The following is a 17,959-nucleotide window of genomic DNA, read 5'->3' on the forward strand; positions in this document are numbered from 1 at the left end:
TTTACAAATATCCGGCGAACGACCTTTTAAACCGTAGGCCTGCTGTATTTCCTGATGTCTATGGTTACCTGTGTTCCCTGATTGCCGGAAATGGACATTTTTCCTTTTAATTGCCTGGTAAATATTTTAACCAGCCGGTAGCCGAATGATTGACCGAGGTTTTCCTCACTTCCCGCAGGCATACCCACACCATCATCTTTAATGATCAGAAGAAGTGCATTATCCGCTTCCGTCAGATCAACCCGGATGGTTCCCTTCCGGTGATCCGGAAACGCATATTTCAGACTATTACTGACCAACTCGTTGACGATCAGACCAATAGGCACGACGGTATCCACATCGAGATTAAGTGGATCGATATTCAATTCCAGCTTGACCTGGTCCTTGTGGATATTGTAAGAGTCAAATAAATTACGGATCAGTTTTATAAAATAATCACGGACCGACACGCCGGTCAGATTGTGATCCTGATATAGATTCTGGTGGATCAGCGCCATGGATTGTACGCGGTCCTGCCCTTCCCGCAATGCACTCAGGGCAATATTATCATCGACATGTTCCGACTGGAGTGCCAGTAGTGACGATATAACCTGCAAATTATTTTTTACGCGGTGGTGGATCTCGCGGAGAAGTACTTCCTTTTCATGCAATGCCTTTGAGATCTGCTTGTTTTGCCATTTTGTCTTCTGAAAAAGTCGGTAGACAACTGTCAGTAGTCCTCCCACCAAAATAAATCCGGCAAGCAAGCCAATGGTCCGGTTTTTTGATGCCCGCAGGTTTGCTGCCGTCAACTGATTTTCGGCATTTAATAATTCTATCTGGTTTTCTTTCTTCTCCGTTTCGTATTTGGTATTGATTTCCAATAATTGCTTACTGACTTCGGAACGCTGAAGACTATCGTGTAATTTTAAATGCAATTGAATGGCATCATTCGCCTCTTTTAAACGGTTTTGCTCCAGATAAATGTGAAACAATTGATATTGAATTCTTTCCTGAACCTGGATCAAGCCATCCGCATTTTCGCACATTTTTTGCGCATCCTGCAACCGGCGGGCAGATTCATTCAGGCGGCCCAATTCCCGTAAGCTATTACTGATCCCAATCAACATTGTTGCCTGCTCCTCCGGACCTGTCTTCCCTTTCATCAACTCATACGCCCTTTGGGTATAGTTGAGTGCTTGAGCATGGTCATTTTGCTGGGTATAACAATTTCCCAAATTCCCATAAATGAACGCTAATAAATTATCGGGATTCGAAACATTTTCGGAAAACTCCAGGGCCTTTTGAAATTGATCGATGGCTTCCGGATATTTTTTTTGACGGCTATAGACGTTGGCAATATTGAGCATGCACGTTGCCATGTTTTCATAGTGATTCGACTTGGCATAGGTATCATATGCCTGCTGGTAATAGGTGATAGCCTGGTCATAGAGTCCAATATTTTTATAGATCACTCCTAATGCAATCTGCGTACCAGCCACTGAGTTTTCATCACTTCTGGCCTCATCCAACTGCAAAGATTTCTGGAAAAATTCAATGGCGTTATCCTGGTTACCTTCCAGGCGGGCCATATTGCCCAGTTTAAAATAAGTTGCGGAAACAATCTGGGTATCCGTAATTGTGACCGATTGTGCATCCAATACATTTTGAAAATAAATCCGTGCGGAATCAAAATTTCGCAACCGCTCGAAATAGAATCCTCGCAAAAACTGAATGTGGTTGGACCATTTAGAATCCGATGCAAAAGCTGGAATGGTGGCAGCCTGATCAAGATATTCTAAAAATTTAGGCAAGTCATTTATATGAAGCCGTGTCAATTGCAAGAGTATATCGCCTCTGTTTACAGGATCTGTTTCGGATTCCAAAACAACCAACAAGGAATCAATAGTAGGTGTTTGCGCATATGTGGAGATGCCAAAGAACAACAATAAATAATAAATGATCAAAGGCCTTCCGGTTCGCTTTGTTCGTTTTAGCATACAGTATCATGTTGGTTCTATACTTTAATGATACGATTTATTCCTATTTTAACGAGTATAGGAGGAATTAAGAATTCATCAATATTCTTTTAAAAATGATCCGATCATGCACTACCGGATAAGAATACTGCATCACGCCATACCCCTGCTGACAGGACTATACGCTTGCTTATTTTTTCTTCCAAAGGGTAGCGGCCAACCGACCAGGCTTTCTGAATTACCGCAAGATTTAGATTCTCTTCAGCTGGTCTGGTCGGATGAATTTGAGGGGACCGGTCCACCCGACACCAATTTCTGGAATTTCGAACATGGATTTGTGCGCAATGAAGAAGATCAATGGTACCAGGAAGCGAATGCCTGGATGGAAGACGGACTGCTGATCCTAGAAGCCAGGAGAGAAGATAAAGTCAACCCTTTCTTCCAGGCTTCAGGCAAAGACTGGCGTCAAACCCGGCCCCGCATCGCCTATACTTCTTCCAGTATCAACACCAGAGGGAAACAGGAATGGCGCTACGGGCGATTTGAAATGCGCGCCCGGATCGATATTCGTTCAGGGTTCTGGCCGGCCTGGTGGACGCTGGGAAGCCATGGACGCTGGCCGGCTAATGGAGAAATCGATATCATGGAATTTTACCGTGGTCTCCTGCTAGCCAATGTGGCTTGTCAGGGCGCGAATGGTAAAACGGAATGGCACGACACCCGGCACAACATAGATGATTTCGGAGGAGCGGCGTGGGCTGCACAATTCCATACCTGGACCATGGACTGGAGCGCGACGTTTATCCGGCTGTATGTGGATGATCAGCTTTTAAATGAGGTTCTTCTGGATGACGTAAACAACAAGGACGGCTCGGATAATCCTTTCCGGCAGCCACATTACATGCTACTGGACTTTGCCCTGGGTGGAACAAATGGCGGGGCTATCGATGATGCACTCTTCCCTGCCCGGTTTGTGGTTGATTATGTACGGGTATATCAGGAAAAGGAGAATTAATTCTTACGGGAGACTTTGATCAGTCATCTTCCCGGTTGGCTACACGGGAACTGTAGGCATGGACTGCTGCAGCCAGTTGGTCCATGGTCTTTACTGGCCCGACCGATATGCCCAGATTGATAATCCAGGCAGGAATGCTCCCCCCCGGATCGGTACGCACGCGATAGTCAATGGAAACCCTGCCTGTACCAGCTGGCTTTACGGTCCAGTAGGACTCAAAATTACGTACCCGCACCATCCCTTCTCGGTCAGGTAAATATGCCGGCGCAGCCAGCGAATGCGCACGATAGATACCAGTAGCCGGATCTATCTGATGTCTGGACCGGATGATCAGATCCCGGTCCGAGGCCGGAAAGGGCATGTCGGTCTGTACATAGTAATAAAATTCCTGACCGGAGATGGTCGTAATCCGTTCCGGTTCTTCACATTTGTAAACCCAGTGGCTGTATCCTTCCACATCATCCAGGACCTCCATCACACCGGCAACGGTGCCGGTCATCTCGAAATCAATACGCAGTTCCTTGATAGAAGATGAGGGTGTTAACCGGGTATAAACCATCATATCTTTGTCTGAGGTTACCATGCTCCAACCTTCATCAGATAATAAGTCCTGGGTTACCCCCCGGGACAAAGTGACAACTAATACAATAACCAGGATTAGAAAGCGGCTGGATAAGATTCGATCAATGGAAACGGTCAATGCAATTTTGTTTATAGAGTGTTGTGCTTGTCGAGGATTCAAAATTCATGCTAAAGATATAATCAGGTTTCCGCAAGCGACGCTATTAGAACTGAATATGGTCTCCAGTGTTGCGGCATTGTTGTTAAATTTTCCAATGACTTATGACCCATTGCTTTCCATAATCATTTTTTAACATATATAGTAATTTGATATTAAATCACTCTGCAAGAAAATCGTGGTAATTCCTTCCGATGTTAATTTTTCGGCATACCTGGTGTACTGCATTTCCTGGTACAACTGAAGTGACCTATTACCGGGCCCTTTACCAAACCATACAGAGCATAAGGGCTTGCGTAACCAATATGGATCCTGATATTTCCGGGTGTTTCCAGCCAGCAATCGGACTGCATTGATCTCAACCGGGATTCAACGCAGGGTGACGTCTTTCTTTTCCCGGATATCAGCGGCTGAAGCGCCTACCAGCAATTCGATGTTGCATAAATCGTCTTTCCAGGTGTGGCTTTTTTCATCCCAATAGCGCAGATTTTTTACCGGTACCTGCAATGTAACCGTCTTTTTTTCACCAGCCATTAAGGGAACCCTTGTAAAAGCTTTTAATTCTTTTACGGGCCAGGATACCGAACCGTCCTTGCGATGGACATAGACCTGAACGACTTCATCGGCTGCCATATTACCGGCATTTTGTACATCGAGTGAAAGTGCAATTACATCAGTGCTGCCATAGGTTTCCTTATCGGTTGTCAAGCCGGAATAATTAAATGTCGAATAAGTAAGCCCATGCCCGAAGGGATACATTACCGGCACGTTTTTCGTATCAAACCAGCGGTAACCTACCAGGGACTCCTCCGAATAGTAGGCTGCATTGGGGTCACTCTCTGTTTGTTTCGTTTTTCCAGCAGATTCGGACTCGGATACCAGGTTGGCGAAAACATCACCACCCTTATCCCCCTGAGGGTAGTTACCCAGCGCATATGCCGGAGAATCCTTCAGATTTATGGGTAACGAAAACGGCAGGTGTCCGCTCGGTGATAGGTTGCCAAGCAATACATCTGCCAGCGCATGACCTCCCTCTGAACCATTGAACCAGGAGATCAGGAGCGCTTTCGACAGGGGTTGTACCACCCTGAGGTCATTGGGTGCTCCACTGGCCAGTACGGTCACAATGTTGGGGTTGACTTTAGCGATTTGCTGCATCAGATCGTCCTGTCCCGATGGCAGGGTGATGGTTTCCCGGTCCCGTCCTTCTGTCTCCACGGCGCGATTATCACCACCAATGAACAGCACCAGATCGGCCTGTGAGGCCACCTCGACTGCTTCCTTGGCGAGTTGGATGGACTTGGTCTCGATTTCCTGATTCTCCTTTTCGATTTGCTCCGGAGTCCTTCTGCCCCAGTGGTAGACAACCGGGACATAACCCTGGGCATATTTCAATTCGGCCTGATCGCCGATACGATCTTTCAGTCCGGCCAGCGGGGTGATCTCATACAACGTCTTCACCCCGGCACCTAAACCTCCGGTAGCCATAATCTGGGTAGCGTTCGCACCAATGACTGCTATCACCGGCTTCTTACTAAGGTCAAGGGGAAGGGTGCCATCGTTTTTTAGAAGGACAATGGATTTGCAGGCTACCTCATACGCTATCTTTTGCTGGGCAGGTTGGGATGTCATGATCTGGTTGGCTTCTTCGGCCGGTATCGGTTTGATGGCCAGGCGTACGCGGAGTATCTCCCGCACCCTTTCGTTGATGATGGATTCGGAAACGATACCGGCCTTAACCGAATCGAGCAATGCATCACCCAGAAATTGCTTGGTTGGCATTTCCACATTCAGGCCATGGTTCACCGCATCTACCGTACTGTGGGTACCGCTCCAGTCGGAGATGACCATGCCGGCGAATCCCCATTCTTTCCGCAATATTTTATTGAGTAAAACATCATTTTCAGCGCACCACCAGCCATTGACCTTGTTGTAGGCTGCCATCACCCCGTAAGCGTCCGCTTCGACCACCGCGGATTCAAACGGGGGCAGGTAAATCTCGCGCATGGCCCGCTCACCAATGATCACATTCACTGTGCCGCGATTGTTCTCCTGGTTGTTGAGTGCATAATGTTTGAGGCAAACCGCCACACCATGATCCTGGACGCCCCGGGTATAAGCCACCGACAGACGGGAGCTGAGAAAGGGGTCCTCGCTTAAATACTCGTAGGTGCGACCACCCGTCGGTATACGCTGAATGTTGATTGCAGGGCCGAGCAACATATCCTTGCCTCTGCGCCTGGCTTCATCAGCCATACCGGTACCGTAGGCGTATGCCAGCTCCGGACTCCAGGTTGCGGCCAGTGCGGATCCGGTAGGGAAAAAGGTCGCTTTGTCATTTTCCCACCCCAGTCCGGCCCAGCCGTCCGGTTGCATTTCTTCCCGGATACCGAAGGGGCCGTCCGCATAGATCATATCCGGAATTCCTAACCGGGGTACCCCCGCTGAGGTGAACATGTGTTTGGCATGCAGCATCTCTATCTTCTCTTCCAGCGTCATCTGGCTGATCATGTCATCGATCTGCTTGTCGTATTGAAGCAATGCCGATTGATGCAGCGGCTGGCTGCTCAGGGCATTTAATCCAAAAATCAGTAAGGCAATAGCTGCACCATATTTTCTCATAGCAACTAATAAATCAAGGGTTATATAATACCGGTAACCTCAATAGTGAAGATACCGCGTTTGAATTTAAAAATAACGTTGTATGGGTATGGATTAGATACGAAATCACTCCACGCTTATTCCGTATCTACGTGGCGTCTGTCCCGTCATCTTCAGAAAAGCCGGGAAAAGAAGCTTTAGAGTTAAAGCCGCAATACACTCCTTGCCCGAATTAACATTCGGCTTCAGTCTCACATCTGATATGTCCTGTCTAGCTGAGTTGGATTGCTTGCGGCGATCCTTGGAGGGGGCGTCACAACCTTTTACCAAGGCCTGCACCTATCGGTGCAGCTTTTTTGTCGTTCACTCCTCGCCCGAATTGACATTCGGCTTCAGTCTCACATCTGATATCTCCTGTCTAGCTGAGTTGGATTGCCTGCGGCGATCCTTGGAGGGGGCGTCACAACCCTTTACCAGGGTCTGCACCTATCGGTGCAGCTTTTTTGTTTCTCCCCCTTCGCTTGAATGTCTCCATTCAGCTCGGGAGGTGAAACAAAAAAGGCCACCAGCTGCGCTGGTGACCCTGGTAAAGGTTGTCGGGGTGAGTGGATTCGAACCACCGGCCTCACGCCCCCCAGACGTGTACTCTAACCTGGCTGAGCTACACCCCGTATATGTTAGATTTGAGATTCTTGATTTGAGATCTGAGAATGTCTCCCATCTCATAGCTCACATCCCACATCTAAAACCCGTGTGGGTGATACTGGATTCGAACCAGTGACCTCCGCCCTGTCAAGGCGGCGCTCTAAACCAACTGAGCTAATCACCCAAAATGAAAGAACGTTTCTTAAGGGCCGACAAAAATACAAAAAAATGCATCCGCCAACCAATATCCCCAAGGAATAAAAATCATACCGGCTTCAGGTCACGGTTTTCGGTCCTTCCTTATTATTTTCCTAAATTGACAACAAATCGAGGACCATGACACCGACATTCTCTGCCGCTACCTACATCGAACGCCGCAATACCCTGATCGAACGTGTTCCCGAAGGACTAATCCTTATCCTGGGCAACGATGACAGCCCGATGAACTACACCGATAACACCTACCCCTTCCGGCAGGACAGCTCGTTCCTGTACTATTGCGGCATTGACCGGCAAAATCTGGTATTGGCGCTGGATGCTGACTCGAGTGAAGTTTTCCTCTTTGGCAATGATTTTAACATCGATGACATTGTGTGGATGGGCCCACAGCCACGCATCGCTGATCAGGCCGCCGGGGTAGGAATCCATAAAACAGGCTCACTGAGTGACTTACAAAACCTGATCCAACAAGCTGTCAGTCAACACCGTATCATCCATTACCTGCCACCCTACCGCCAGCTCAACACCCTGAAACTGTCTCAGTGGTTAGGCAGAACACCCGATGAAATTGTTGGTCATCCTTCCAGGAAACTGGTCGAAACAGTGATCAGCCAAAGGGCGGTCAAATCCGAAGAAGAATTGGAAGAGATTACGGTCGCTGTCAACCTGACCCGGGAAATGCACATCAAGATGATGGAAATGGCCCAACCGGGAGTCCATGAACAAGCCATTAATGCCGCAGTAACAGCCATTGCCCTGGCATCAGGTTCGATGCCTGCTTATCCCAATATCATCTCCATCCATGGGGAGACACTGCACAATCATGCCCATGGCAATGTTCTGAAGGCAGGCCAATTCCTTGTTGGCGATTTCGGAGCCGAATCACCCATGCATTATGCCGGCGACATCACCCGTACCTGCCCGGTAGGCGGAGCAATGAATGACATACAACACGCCATTTACAACCTGGTCCTTAAAGCAGAAATGGATTCCATTGACCAGGTAGCTCCCGGAGTCCCGTACCGCGACATTCACCTGAATGCAGCCAAAATCATCGCTTCAGGGTTGAAGGAGCTCGGGCTGATGAAAGGAGACGTGGATGAAGCCGTCGCCGCCGGTGCCCATGCCCTGTTTTTCCCGCACGGATTAGGTCATATGCTCGGGCTGGATGTTCACGACATGGAGGATCTGGACGAAAACCTGGTGGGCTATTTACCAGGTATGGAACGCAGCAAACAGTTTGGACTGAAATCATTGCGCCTCGCCAGGCCGCTCCTGCCAGGATTTGTTTTCACCGTAGAGCCGGGGATCTATTTTATTCCGACACTGATTGACCTTTGGAAAGCAGATAACAAACACCCTGAATTTCTGAATTATGCAGAAATTGAGAAATTCAAAGACTTCGGAGGCATTCGCATTGAAGACAATGTCGTCGTTACAGATACCGGGGTAAACATTTTGGGCCACCCGATCCCCAAGTCTGCAGATGCTGTCTGCGAGATCATCAGGAATGGTTAATTGCCACAGTTATTAACCACATAAATTACATCGGTTATTATCAGGACCGATCCTGCAAATGGATTTTTATATTAATGCTGACAAAACCAATCGTACATTTTTAAATCAAACAATACCGGGATAGCGTAACGACTATTCACATGCTTCCTATTTTCTATCGCGGGTTCCCAATTTGGCATTTGCTCAACCAAACACATCACCTCATTTTCATACCTGCAGTCGCTTAAAGCATGAATATTTCTAAAGACAATTTTTTCAAGATGAGGCTTTCCCGTCCTGTCAATATTTAATTGTGCAACTACTATCGGGATGGCATGGTCAATGGAAGACAATAATTCGGAATTCAGTTGGCAATAAATATATTTCTGTAAATCCGATTCATCCATTCCAAATTTAGCATCCCTATCCCCTATTCCTTTTTCATAAAGACGATTTACTGTGTCCAAGATTTGCCCGAAGATCTGGTCGCCATATCGTTCCTTGATGTGCTTATCCATTATTTCATTGTAACAATGACCTTCTACCGATTCTACACATCCGCCAAGGAATATTTTCAACTGCAATTTGCTGACAATTATGCTCTGCCAGGTATAAAATTCCGGGCTTGGAAGTCCACAAAAGTACAGCCCCAGGTTACCTTTTTTAATATCCGAAAATGCCTGAGCCTGCCCCCTTTCGCAGTTATCCTGATCTTCAACCAAAGAAATTTCATCAAAATCCTCTTGAAGTCCATTAAATGCATACTTCTGTCCCAGACATACGGACCAGTTAAATACCAAATGGCACAGGGTAACTAGTCCAAATACAAATCCTTTTCCGAAATAAGAAAACCATATTTTTCCAGGATGAATTTTTGTTGAACAGTGCTGCATTTTTCCCATATTTTATGATAAATATGCATCGCCCAGCGGTCCCTCCACCGATTCCTTATCCGGTAAAGGATATCATATACACCAACATAGGCGGCATAAGTAGATTGACGGTTTGCCTGCAGTGCAATTAAAGCCTCTTGTCCGGCATGCCATTGGTAAAGCAGATAATCCGAAATTATGGTATCGATCATTTCTGATCTTGCCAGTTGTCCACTCACCATTATTTGATCATCCGCATTTAAAAGCACTTGCAAAGCTTTTCGATTTCCACTCGCCACTGGCGGCGTATCGTTGTACGGTGGTAACTGCACTAAAATACCCTGGTCGGATTCAATTTTAGTAGCGATCATAAAAAAGATCAAAAGTAAAAAGGCAATATCTGCCATTGCTCCGGCAGCTATTTCATGAGACATCCGGTGACGCATAATCAATTAATTGAACGATTAATAAATGCTACCGGTAACAGGCCTGTCCCAGAATATAAACAAGATGATTAATACTAATAATTTGGTGGGTAAAGAAAAACCTTGAATATGTTGGCGTATTTCAGTGCAACTCCATTTGCATGATTATCCTTCTTTCTCCCACTTCACCATAAAAAAGCCATCCCGGTCACCCGCTGCAGGAGAGACAAACTGCTGACCTAGACGATGTAGCTTCACTGGTTGCTTCTCAAACCAGTTCATCTGTTCTTCATTTTCCGCCGGGAAAATGCTGCAGGTCGCATAGACCAAAACCCCTCCGGGCTTGACCATACGCTGATAACTCACGAGCAGTTCACGCTGGGTCTGTTCCAGTTGTTCCAGATCTTCTTCTTCGATGCGGTATTTAGCATCCGGGTTGCGGCGCCAGACACCGCTGCCTGAACATGGGGCATCAACCAGTACGATATCCGCCCAGTCCCGGAGCTTTTTGATCACCTTGGTAGAGTCGATGACCCGCGTCTCTATGTTGTGAATACCAGCCCGGCGTGCCCGTTTGGAAAGTGCATCCAGCTTCGCGGCGTCGGTATCCAGCGCCAGGATCTTTCCTTTGTTTTTCATAGCCACAGCGAGTTGCAGGGTCTTCCCGCCACTGCCGGCACAGGCATCGATCACCCGCATTCCTGGTTCCACACCACAAAATGCGCCCACCTGCTGTGATCCTGCATCCTGCACTTCGAAATTCCCCTGCTTAAAAGCCGGCAGGTCCCACAGGGGTGTCCACTGTCTGACATGCAGGGCTGACTCCACCTGGGCATCACGGTGGGCGGGGATCTCCAGTTTTTTCAGTTGTTGAAAAAGCTCCTCACGGGTGGTCGTCAGGGTATTCACACGTAAAACCTGATGTGGTGCCTGTTGTAACGATGCCAGAATCGATTCCCACGCATCGCCCCATTCGCGATACCCATAAGCGTCCACCCAGTCCGGAATGCTGTAGCGGTAGGCGCGATGTTGCAATAGCATTTGTTTTTGTTCTTCCAGGGTCTTCCAATCCGGTCGCTTCCGCCAGTGATAGCGCTGGTCGTAGTCACCATACCATTTAAAGTAGGCCTGCAACAGGATGTCCTGGTCGTCGGCATCCGGAATTTCTCCTTCCAGGCCCGTCGCAGCCAGGAGCAGACGCTGATGCCGCAAGATACCGTAAACCGATTGGGCAACTATTTCCCGGGCCATCCGTGCCGTTCGGGGATAATCTTTAAGTAAACGCTGCAATACCTTGTCTGCCAGATAACCATCGCGATAGACCGCCATCCAGCCGTCCAGGACATCATGATAAATTTGATCGGTCAACACAGGCCAAGGATTTGATGGTGAAGATAAAGAAGTTGGATGGTAACGCTCATCCCATGGATCGCAAAATGGCTCATATTGTAGCTTGTGGATCGTCTTTATCCCTGAACTTAGCCATCACAGAATGACCGGATCAAATGATCTGCCCCAATTGCCCTGATTTCCTTCAATTTATTATTTTTAGATCGTACGTTAAATAACCAACTTATGAAGAGAATGACTATTGTGATGTGTTTGCTGAGTCTTTACTGGCTGGCGGCTGCACAACCCGCAGATACCGAAGCACAAATTGCAGCCATGAAGGCTGACGTTGTCGCTAAAGTTGAGGCAAAAACAAAAATGGCACAGGTGATGACCGATAAGGTCTTCTCCTTTGCTGAGCTGGGTTTTCAGGAAGTGGAGACCTCTAAGTACCTCACGGACATCCTGAAAGAACACGGGTTTACCATAGAATACGGGATATCCGGAGTGCCTACTGCCTGGGTAGCCAAGTGGGGCACAGGGAAGCCGGTCATAGCGATCGGCAGTGACCTGGACTGCATCCCCAAGGCCAGTCAGAAACCCGGTGTAGCATACCATGATCCCATCATAGACGGAGCTCCGGGACATGGTGAAGGGCATAATTCAGGTAATCCATTAAATATCGTTGCGGCATTATCGGTCAAAGAAGTAATGGAAGAAAACCATCTCTCCGGAACGCTGATGCTGTGGCCTGGCGTAGCGGAAGAGCTGGTGGGAACCAAAGCTTATTTTACGCGTGATGGTTATTTTGATGATGCCGACCTGTGCATTTTCACCCACGTGGGCAACAATATGGGAGTATCCTATGGACAAGCCCCCGGTACCGGCCTGATATCCGTGGAATATACTTTTGAAGGTGAAGCCGCACACGCTGCCGGAGCCCCCTGGCGGGGCCGGAGTGCTGCGGATGCGGTAGAACTGATGAGCATCGGCTGGCAATACCAGCGTGAACACCTGGATCCGCTCCAGCGGTCCCACTCGGTGATCAAGAACGGCGGAGATCAACCCAATGTGGTGCCATCCAAAGCCACCATCTGGTATTATTTCCGTCACGTCACCTATCCAAAAATCATGGAATTGTACGAAAATGCCAACCGCATTGCAGACGGAGCGGCCATGATGACTAAAACAACCGTTTCGCGTAAAATACTGGGTTCCGCCTGGCCCCGGCATTTTAACCAGCCCATCGCCGAAGCCATGTACGAGAACATCAAGGTGATCGGCCTGCCTGAATGGAGTGAAGCTGACCAGACCCTGGCCAGAGCTTTGCAGCAGGATGTCAACTCCAATGATACCAGTGGCCTGGCCATGGAGTTGGATACCCTGGATCGTCCCAATGGCCGTTTCATCAGTGGTGGTTCGGATGACATTGGTGACATCAGCTGGAAATTGCCTACCGTCACGCTGCGATTCCCATCCAATATTCCCGGATTGCAGGGGCACCACTGGTCTAATGCCGTAGCCATGGCCACACCCATCGCACATAAAGGCGTGGTCGCCGGCGCCAAGGTGGAAGCAATGACCCTGATTGACCTGATCACCCGGCCAGAACTGGTAGAAAATGCCTGGAAATATTTCCGTGAAGAACAAGGGATGAAGCAGGAATACATTCCCATGGTAGGACCGGACGACGCTCCGGCAACCTATCTGAACCAGGACATCATGGAAGAATACCGTCCTCAGTTGGAAAAGTATTATTACGACGAGACCAAATACGACAATTACCTCCAGCAATTAGGTATCACCTATCCTACCGTCAAAGGAGTTAAAAAATAAGACTGCCGGATGGCTAACCGGCATCATACCTGACGGCCTCCAATCGGAAAGATAATTCATCGCATAAGGCGGCCTGATCCCAATCATACAGGATCAGGCCGCATTTTTCATAGTTTTGATTGAAGGACATGCGAAGAGGGAAATTAAATTCCCTTTTATCATGAGGACTGAACACTCCGGAGCATATCATGGATGTTAAAACGAAAATTCTGACGCTCCAGAAGCATTTTCAGCCCCCAATACACTCAACCCGCTATGGGATCATCTCGACTTTAGTACGTGGATAAGCCACCGGTATTCCGGCAGCGCCAAATGCCTTCTTGATATTGCTGTATGCATTAAAATACACACCCCAATAATTTTCCGGCGTAGCATACGGCCGTACGGCAAGCAGCACATTGTTGGCATCAAATTTCTCGATCTCGATGGTGGGCTCGTCCGGTAGTAAATCCGGAGTATTGCGGAGGGCTTCCCGGATGATGCCTCTTATTTTTTCAAAATCTTCCTCGTAAGGCATGGCCACATTCAGATCGACACGCAGCTTGCCGTTCGCGGATAAATTGGTCATGATGCCACTGGTGGCAATTCCATTCGGAATGATCACCTTCTTGTTTTCGAGGCTGTTGATGACTGTATTAAATACCTGTATTTCAGATACATGACCTACCACCCCCTGGAGGTCGACCAGATCGCCCACGCGGTAGGGCTTAAAGATGAGGACCATGACACCGGCTGCAAAATGGGATAAGGTACCCTGCAATGCCATCCCTATGGCCAGTCCCGCAGCAGCGATCAGAGCGGCAAAAGCCGTCACTTCAACCCCAACCACACCGGCTGCGCTGATCACAACCAATACTTTAAGTACCACGCTTATCAGGGATTTAAGGAATGGATGCACATCTTTTTCCAGCCCGGCACGACTCATCCAGTTACCGGCCAACCGCACGATCCAGTTGATGATCCAGAAACCGATGATAATTATGAGAAGTGCGGAAACCAATTTCGGTGCCCAGGCAATCATGGTGTCAGCCCATTTGCCTATCATTAAACTAAAATCCTGATTCATGTCTTACGATTATTCGGTTGCTGTTCTTCTGACGGAGACATATGAAAAAGTCACATCGGAATTCAGTTCCCCAGATCGATAAAGTCATTTGGTTAGTGGAGATCAGATACCAATTGATCTTAAAAGGTCGTTAAGCAGTTGCAATTATGTCCGCTACCATCTATTTTTAAGTTGCATTAAAGTGAATAATTGAAAACAGATGTACGATGCAGACCTCCATCGGATAGCCTATAAACGGGTGCGCACCAAAGCCAGATTCCGCAAGCATTTGGGGGTATACCTCGTCATGGGCACATTCTTTTTTATCCTGAATATGCTCACCGACCGGCATGACCTCTGGTTTTACTGGCCAATGTTAGGCTGGGGTCTCGGTTTATCCATGCATTACCTGCGGGCTTATGGACTTCCCGGCTCCGATCCGGATGAATGGGAAGAAAAACAAATGCAAAAAGAACTTGCCCGGCTGGAACGGCACCGCTACCATCAGCCGCCTACCCGCCGAAATGAGACTCGCCGAGATGAAGAGGTGGCCATGGAACTAAAACAACTGGAAAAGGCTTATCAGGCGCAGAAGCCTTATCGCGACGATGAGCTGGTGTGATGTTAAGGTTGGGTTAACCACGGTGATCCGCAATAAGTCCTGCCCGCAGTAACTTATCTTTCAGGTAGATAAATTGGAATTGTATGCCGAGAGGCTTCCTGGTCCTTATATTCATTTCCTTCTTTCAAACGATTCACGCTCAGACCATTGAGGTAAAGCTTAGCCCGGTTATGGGCATGCTCAACCTGCTGGAGACCCTGCAGGGCGCTACCGGCACTTCTCCTACCCTGCGTAAACAAGCCGAGGAACAATTGCCGGCGAATGTCTGGCAAAAGGCCTTGCAGGACTACCAGAATCTACGTACCGAATATCAATTCATTCGTGAAGGTTACCCCTCTTCACGCAAGGTCATCCTTTCCACCCGGAAACTCCTGATGCTGGCAGCCGCTCATGCCACTGACCTGGAGGATTTCCAGACCCGTATTACCGGCATCCTTCCGAACCAGGATATGATCAGGCTAATCGCAATCCTTAAATCCATAGAACCCCATTACCGGAAAACCTTCTGGGAGCCATACCTGACCACACTGGAATCGATGCAGCAGGAAATGATCTCCAGAATACCCCGGCTATTACCTCTGTTCAAACAGGCGAAAGCATTTTATCAGACGGCCTGGCCGGAATCATTGCCATTTATCGTAAACCTGTATCCTATTCCGGCGCTGGAAGGCAATACCGCTGCCACACCTTATGGTAATGTGCTGGTATGTGGATTCCTGACCCGTCATCCGGGTGCGGCTGAACACCGGGAAAGCATCATCGTACACGAAATGTGTCACCTGCTGTTTGAAGAACAGAGTCAGCAAGTGCAAAACAATATCGACACCTGGTTTAATGAAGAGACTTCACCCTACCGTTCCTTCGCCTATAGTTACCTGGATGAAGGACTGGCCACGGCCATCGGCAACGGGTGGGCGGAACAACAATTGCATGGGCAGCTGGATACTGGTCAGTGGTACAATGACCCAACAATCAATGGTTATGCCAAGGCGATCTATCCGCTGATCAAAACTTATTTTACTTCCAAACATTCGCTTGATCAATCGTTTGTGCATCAGGCTGTTGAGGCATTTGCGAAATCCTTTCCCAGGTCTTTGTTTTCTTATGACAACCTGCTCAATGAAGTCAATGTTTACGTGGATGAAGAGGATCCGGTAGGTATCCAGCAAATCATGACCACCATCCGTTCCCATTTTATCATCCGCAATGCCTGGGCTGTCAGCCCCATCACCGCAACGTCAAGTCTGGAGCGTTTAAAGCAGGGAAATTCCACCCACCTGATCATCGTCGACCGCAATCAGCCTGCAGTGCTTACCAGCCTCAACCAGGAAATACCGGCCCTGAGAACTACATTGAATGGATTAAAAATCACCGGCGAGACCATACTGACACATATGGATGAGACTACCGGCAATACGTATATTATCTGCATTTTGCAGCAACCGGATCATCTGGATAAAGCCATGGAAACGCTGGCAGGGCAGAAATACCTGGATGTTGAAAAACCATCATTTCCGGTAGACCGCTGAACACTTCAACCATTGGACCCTAAACAAGAAAGGCAGCCATCCTCATCAGGTTGTGGCTACCTCCTTAAGGTACTACCGGCAAAGTCCCGGTCATCGTTTTGGTATGATGTTGCAATAGTTTCTGAATGGCCCGGTTCATTTCTGGCCTTGTGCCGGATCCGATTCTCTAAGGGAAAGGATCTGATCCATGGGGACATCTTTCCAGACATTATGGATACCTGAAGGCCAGTCGACCACAATGGAATCGAGTCGCGTCGCCTCTCCTAATCCAAAGTGTTGTCTCAATGCATTGTGCCCGTTAAAGGTGTTACATGCAGACACGTCCCTTCGCTGGTGGAGCAATGTGCCATGTAGCCGTGCATAAGTGGACACCTTAGCGCCGATTGCCGCCCGGTTTGAGGCCGTTCCTTCCAGATCAAGCTGGATCCAGTGGTTGCCATTATTGGACACATTCTCATACAAAGCCTTACCTACGCCGCGCGAATGCAGGTAAAGGTCCAGGTCGCCGTCACGGTCGATATCCCCTGCCGTCCCTCCGACTGCCAATGTAGCCAACAGCGGATAACAGCCATCATAACGTGTGAATTTTCCGACACCATCGTTCAGGTAGAGTTCGGTGAGGCCCACTTGCTGAACCAGGATCAGATCCAGGTCAGCATCGTTGTCAAAGTCACCCCATACCGGCGAAAGGAAGGTCCCATGCTTGGATAAAATGGAGGATTCTTCTACAAAGTGTCCATCTTCATTGCGATAAAGGCGGTTGGGGACCGATTGCCAATTGGTCAGAAATAGATCCAAATCCAGATCATTGTCCAGATCGATAAATGAATAGACCTGACCATTTTGCAGTGAATCGGTGAACGGATATCCAGACAGGTGACTGAACAGTACCTCACCATGGGTTTCCTGCCGGCGGTTGATGTAAATGGAATCGTATCCGGAAGGGCCGCCCGGGCCGGTACCGAAAAACAAATCGAAATCTCCGTCCTCATCAAAGTCAATGATGGTTCCTACCGTATAAGGTGCAGCTCCGGTAGTAAATGTATAGTTCCGGTCTTCCCTGAAGATCCCATGATCGTTCAACAACAACCGGTTGCCTTCTGAAGGAGCGCCCTGGACAAAATTGTCCGGATACACCGTCACCAGATCGATCCAGGCATCTCCATTGATATCTCCAAAAACGGCTCCCCAGGCCGGGATGGAATCCGTCGCGAATAATACCTGTTCTACCCGCTCGAAATTTCCATTGCCAAGTCCACGATAGAGTTGTGTCGGGTAGCCGGCAATGCAAACGTCCAGATGACCGTCATTATCAAAGTCCGCCCAGGTGACACCGCAGTTGGTACTTTCCGGATTGCTGGAACCGGGAAAGGCATCCGGTACAAACTGAAAATGGCCTTGCCGGTCATTGATCAACAGATATCCCGGTGCAGCGGACAGGTCCAGATAGCCGTCTTCGTTCACATCCACAAAGGCCGCACCGGCATAAGTGGCTGTCCTGCCCAGCTGAATGGAATCTGTACCATCGGGTTCACGCCCGGATATTCGTTTGAATTCCTGGCCTTTTACGGACCAGAATATAAAGACCAATAGGATGGAGACCGTGATTCGCATGTGAGGATCATTT

Annotated in this window: 13 protein-coding genes and 2 tRNA genes; 5 read left to right on the forward strand and 10 right to left on the reverse strand. The window is 48.4% G+C overall.

The features are described 5' to 3' along the window. Positions 1-26: 26 nt before the first annotated feature. Entirely contained in the window at positions 27-1,793 is a 1,767-nt protein-coding gene (locus tag H6570_12770) for a tetratricopeptide repeat protein (GenBank protein MCB9320153.1), read from the reverse strand. 292 nt (positions 1,794-2,085) lie between these two features. Here H6570_12770 and H6570_12775 point away from each other — a divergent pair, with 292 nt between their 5' ends. Continuing rightward, positions 2,086-2,973 (forward strand): glycoside hydrolase family 16 protein, encoded by an 888-nt coding sequence (locus H6570_12775; protein ID MCB9320154.1) that lies wholly within the window; start codon positions 2,086-2,088, stop codon positions 2,971-2,973. A 19-nt stretch (positions 2,974-2,992) separates the two neighbouring features. Here the strand turns inward: H6570_12775 and H6570_12780 are convergent, their stop codons facing one another. The 4 genes from H6570_12780 to H6570_12795 all read right to left on the reverse strand — a co-directional run bounded on the left by H6570_12780 (position 2,993) and on the right by H6570_12795 (position 7,142). Continuing rightward, positions 2,993-3,556, reverse strand: a complete 564-nt coding sequence (locus tag H6570_12780) for a hypothetical protein (GenBank protein MCB9320155.1) — start codon at positions 3,554-3,556, stop codon at positions 2,993-2,995. A gap of 525 nt (positions 3,557-4,081) precedes the next feature. Continuing rightward, positions 4,082-6,334 carry a glycoside hydrolase family 3 C-terminal domain-containing protein gene (locus tag H6570_12785; GenBank protein ID MCB9320156.1) on the reverse strand — a complete coding sequence of 751 codons (2,253 nt, stop codon included), beginning with the start codon at positions 6,332-6,334 and terminating at the stop codon, positions 4,082-4,084. 575 nt (positions 6,335-6,909) lie between these two features. Further along, positions 6,910-6,984 (reverse strand) — tRNA-Pro (locus tag H6570_12790). Positions 6,985-7,067: 83 nt separating this feature from the next. Then, positions 7,068-7,142, reverse strand: a tRNA-Val gene (locus H6570_12795). Between the two features lie 152 nt (positions 7,143-7,294). On the opposite strand from H6570_12795, the gene H6570_12800 reads away from it, so the two are divergent. After that, positions 7,295-8,695 (forward strand): aminopeptidase P family protein, encoded by a 1,401-nt coding sequence (locus H6570_12800; GenBank protein ID MCB9320157.1) that lies wholly within the window; start codon positions 7,295-7,297, stop codon positions 8,693-8,695. A gap of 71 nt (positions 8,696-8,766) precedes the next feature. Here the strand turns inward: H6570_12800 and H6570_12805 are convergent, their stop codons facing one another. The 3 genes from H6570_12805 to H6570_12815 form a co-directional block, all read right to left on the reverse strand. Next, positions 8,767-9,576 (reverse strand): hypothetical protein, encoded by an 810-nt coding sequence (locus H6570_12805; protein MCB9320158.1) that lies wholly within the window; start codon positions 9,574-9,576, stop codon positions 8,767-8,769. Continuing rightward, positions 9,489-9,992 (reverse strand): biopolymer transporter ExbD, encoded by a 504-nt coding sequence (locus tag H6570_12810; GenBank protein MCB9320159.1) that lies wholly within the window; start codon positions 9,990-9,992, stop codon positions 9,489-9,491. Before H6570_12810 ends, H6570_12805 begins: the two co-directional genes overlap by 88 nt. A 144-nt stretch (positions 9,993-10,136) precedes the next feature. Then, positions 10,137-11,342 carry an RsmB/NOP family class I SAM-dependent RNA methyltransferase gene (locus H6570_12815; GenBank protein MCB9320160.1) on the reverse strand — a complete coding sequence of 402 codons (1,206 nt, stop codon included), beginning with the start codon at positions 11,340-11,342 and terminating at the stop codon, positions 10,137-10,139. 204 nt (positions 11,343-11,546) lie between these two features. Here H6570_12815 and H6570_12820 point away from each other — a divergent pair, with 204 nt between their 5' ends. Then, positions 11,547-13,136 carry an amidohydrolase gene (locus H6570_12820; GenBank protein ID MCB9320161.1) on the forward strand — a complete coding sequence of 530 codons (1,590 nt, stop codon included), beginning with the start codon at positions 11,547-11,549 and terminating at the stop codon, positions 13,134-13,136. Between the two features lie 253 nt (positions 13,137-13,389). Here H6570_12820 and H6570_12825 read toward each other — a convergent pair whose 3' ends face one another. Further along, complete coding sequence (locus H6570_12825) at positions 13,390-14,181, reverse strand: mechanosensitive ion channel family protein (GenBank protein ID MCB9320162.1); 792 nt, start codon at positions 14,179-14,181, stop codon at positions 13,390-13,392. Positions 14,182-14,401: 220 nt separating this feature from the next. Between H6570_12825 and H6570_12830 the strand changes: the two genes are divergently transcribed. Then, positions 14,402-14,803: a 2TM domain-containing protein gene (locus H6570_12830; protein MCB9320163.1), complete on the forward strand. Its 402-nt coding sequence runs from the start codon at positions 14,402-14,404 to the stop codon at positions 14,801-14,803. Between the two features lie 83 nt (positions 14,804-14,886). Then, positions 14,887-16,332, forward strand: a complete 1,446-nt coding sequence (locus H6570_12835; protein MCB9320164.1) for a hypothetical protein — start codon at positions 14,887-14,889, stop codon at positions 16,330-16,332. 135 nt (positions 16,333-16,467) lie between these two features. On the opposite strand, the gene H6570_12840 is transcribed toward H6570_12835, so the two are convergent. After that, a complete protein-coding gene (locus H6570_12840; GenBank protein ID MCB9320165.1) occupies positions 16,468-17,946 on the reverse strand; it encodes a CRTAC1 family protein in 1,479 nt (492 codons plus the stop codon). Positions 17,947-17,959: the final 13 nt, after the last annotated feature.

This window comes from Lewinellaceae bacterium, from assembly GCA_020636135.1.
Taxonomy (GTDB): domain Bacteria; phylum Bacteroidota; class Bacteroidia; order Chitinophagales; family Saprospiraceae; genus JAGQXC01.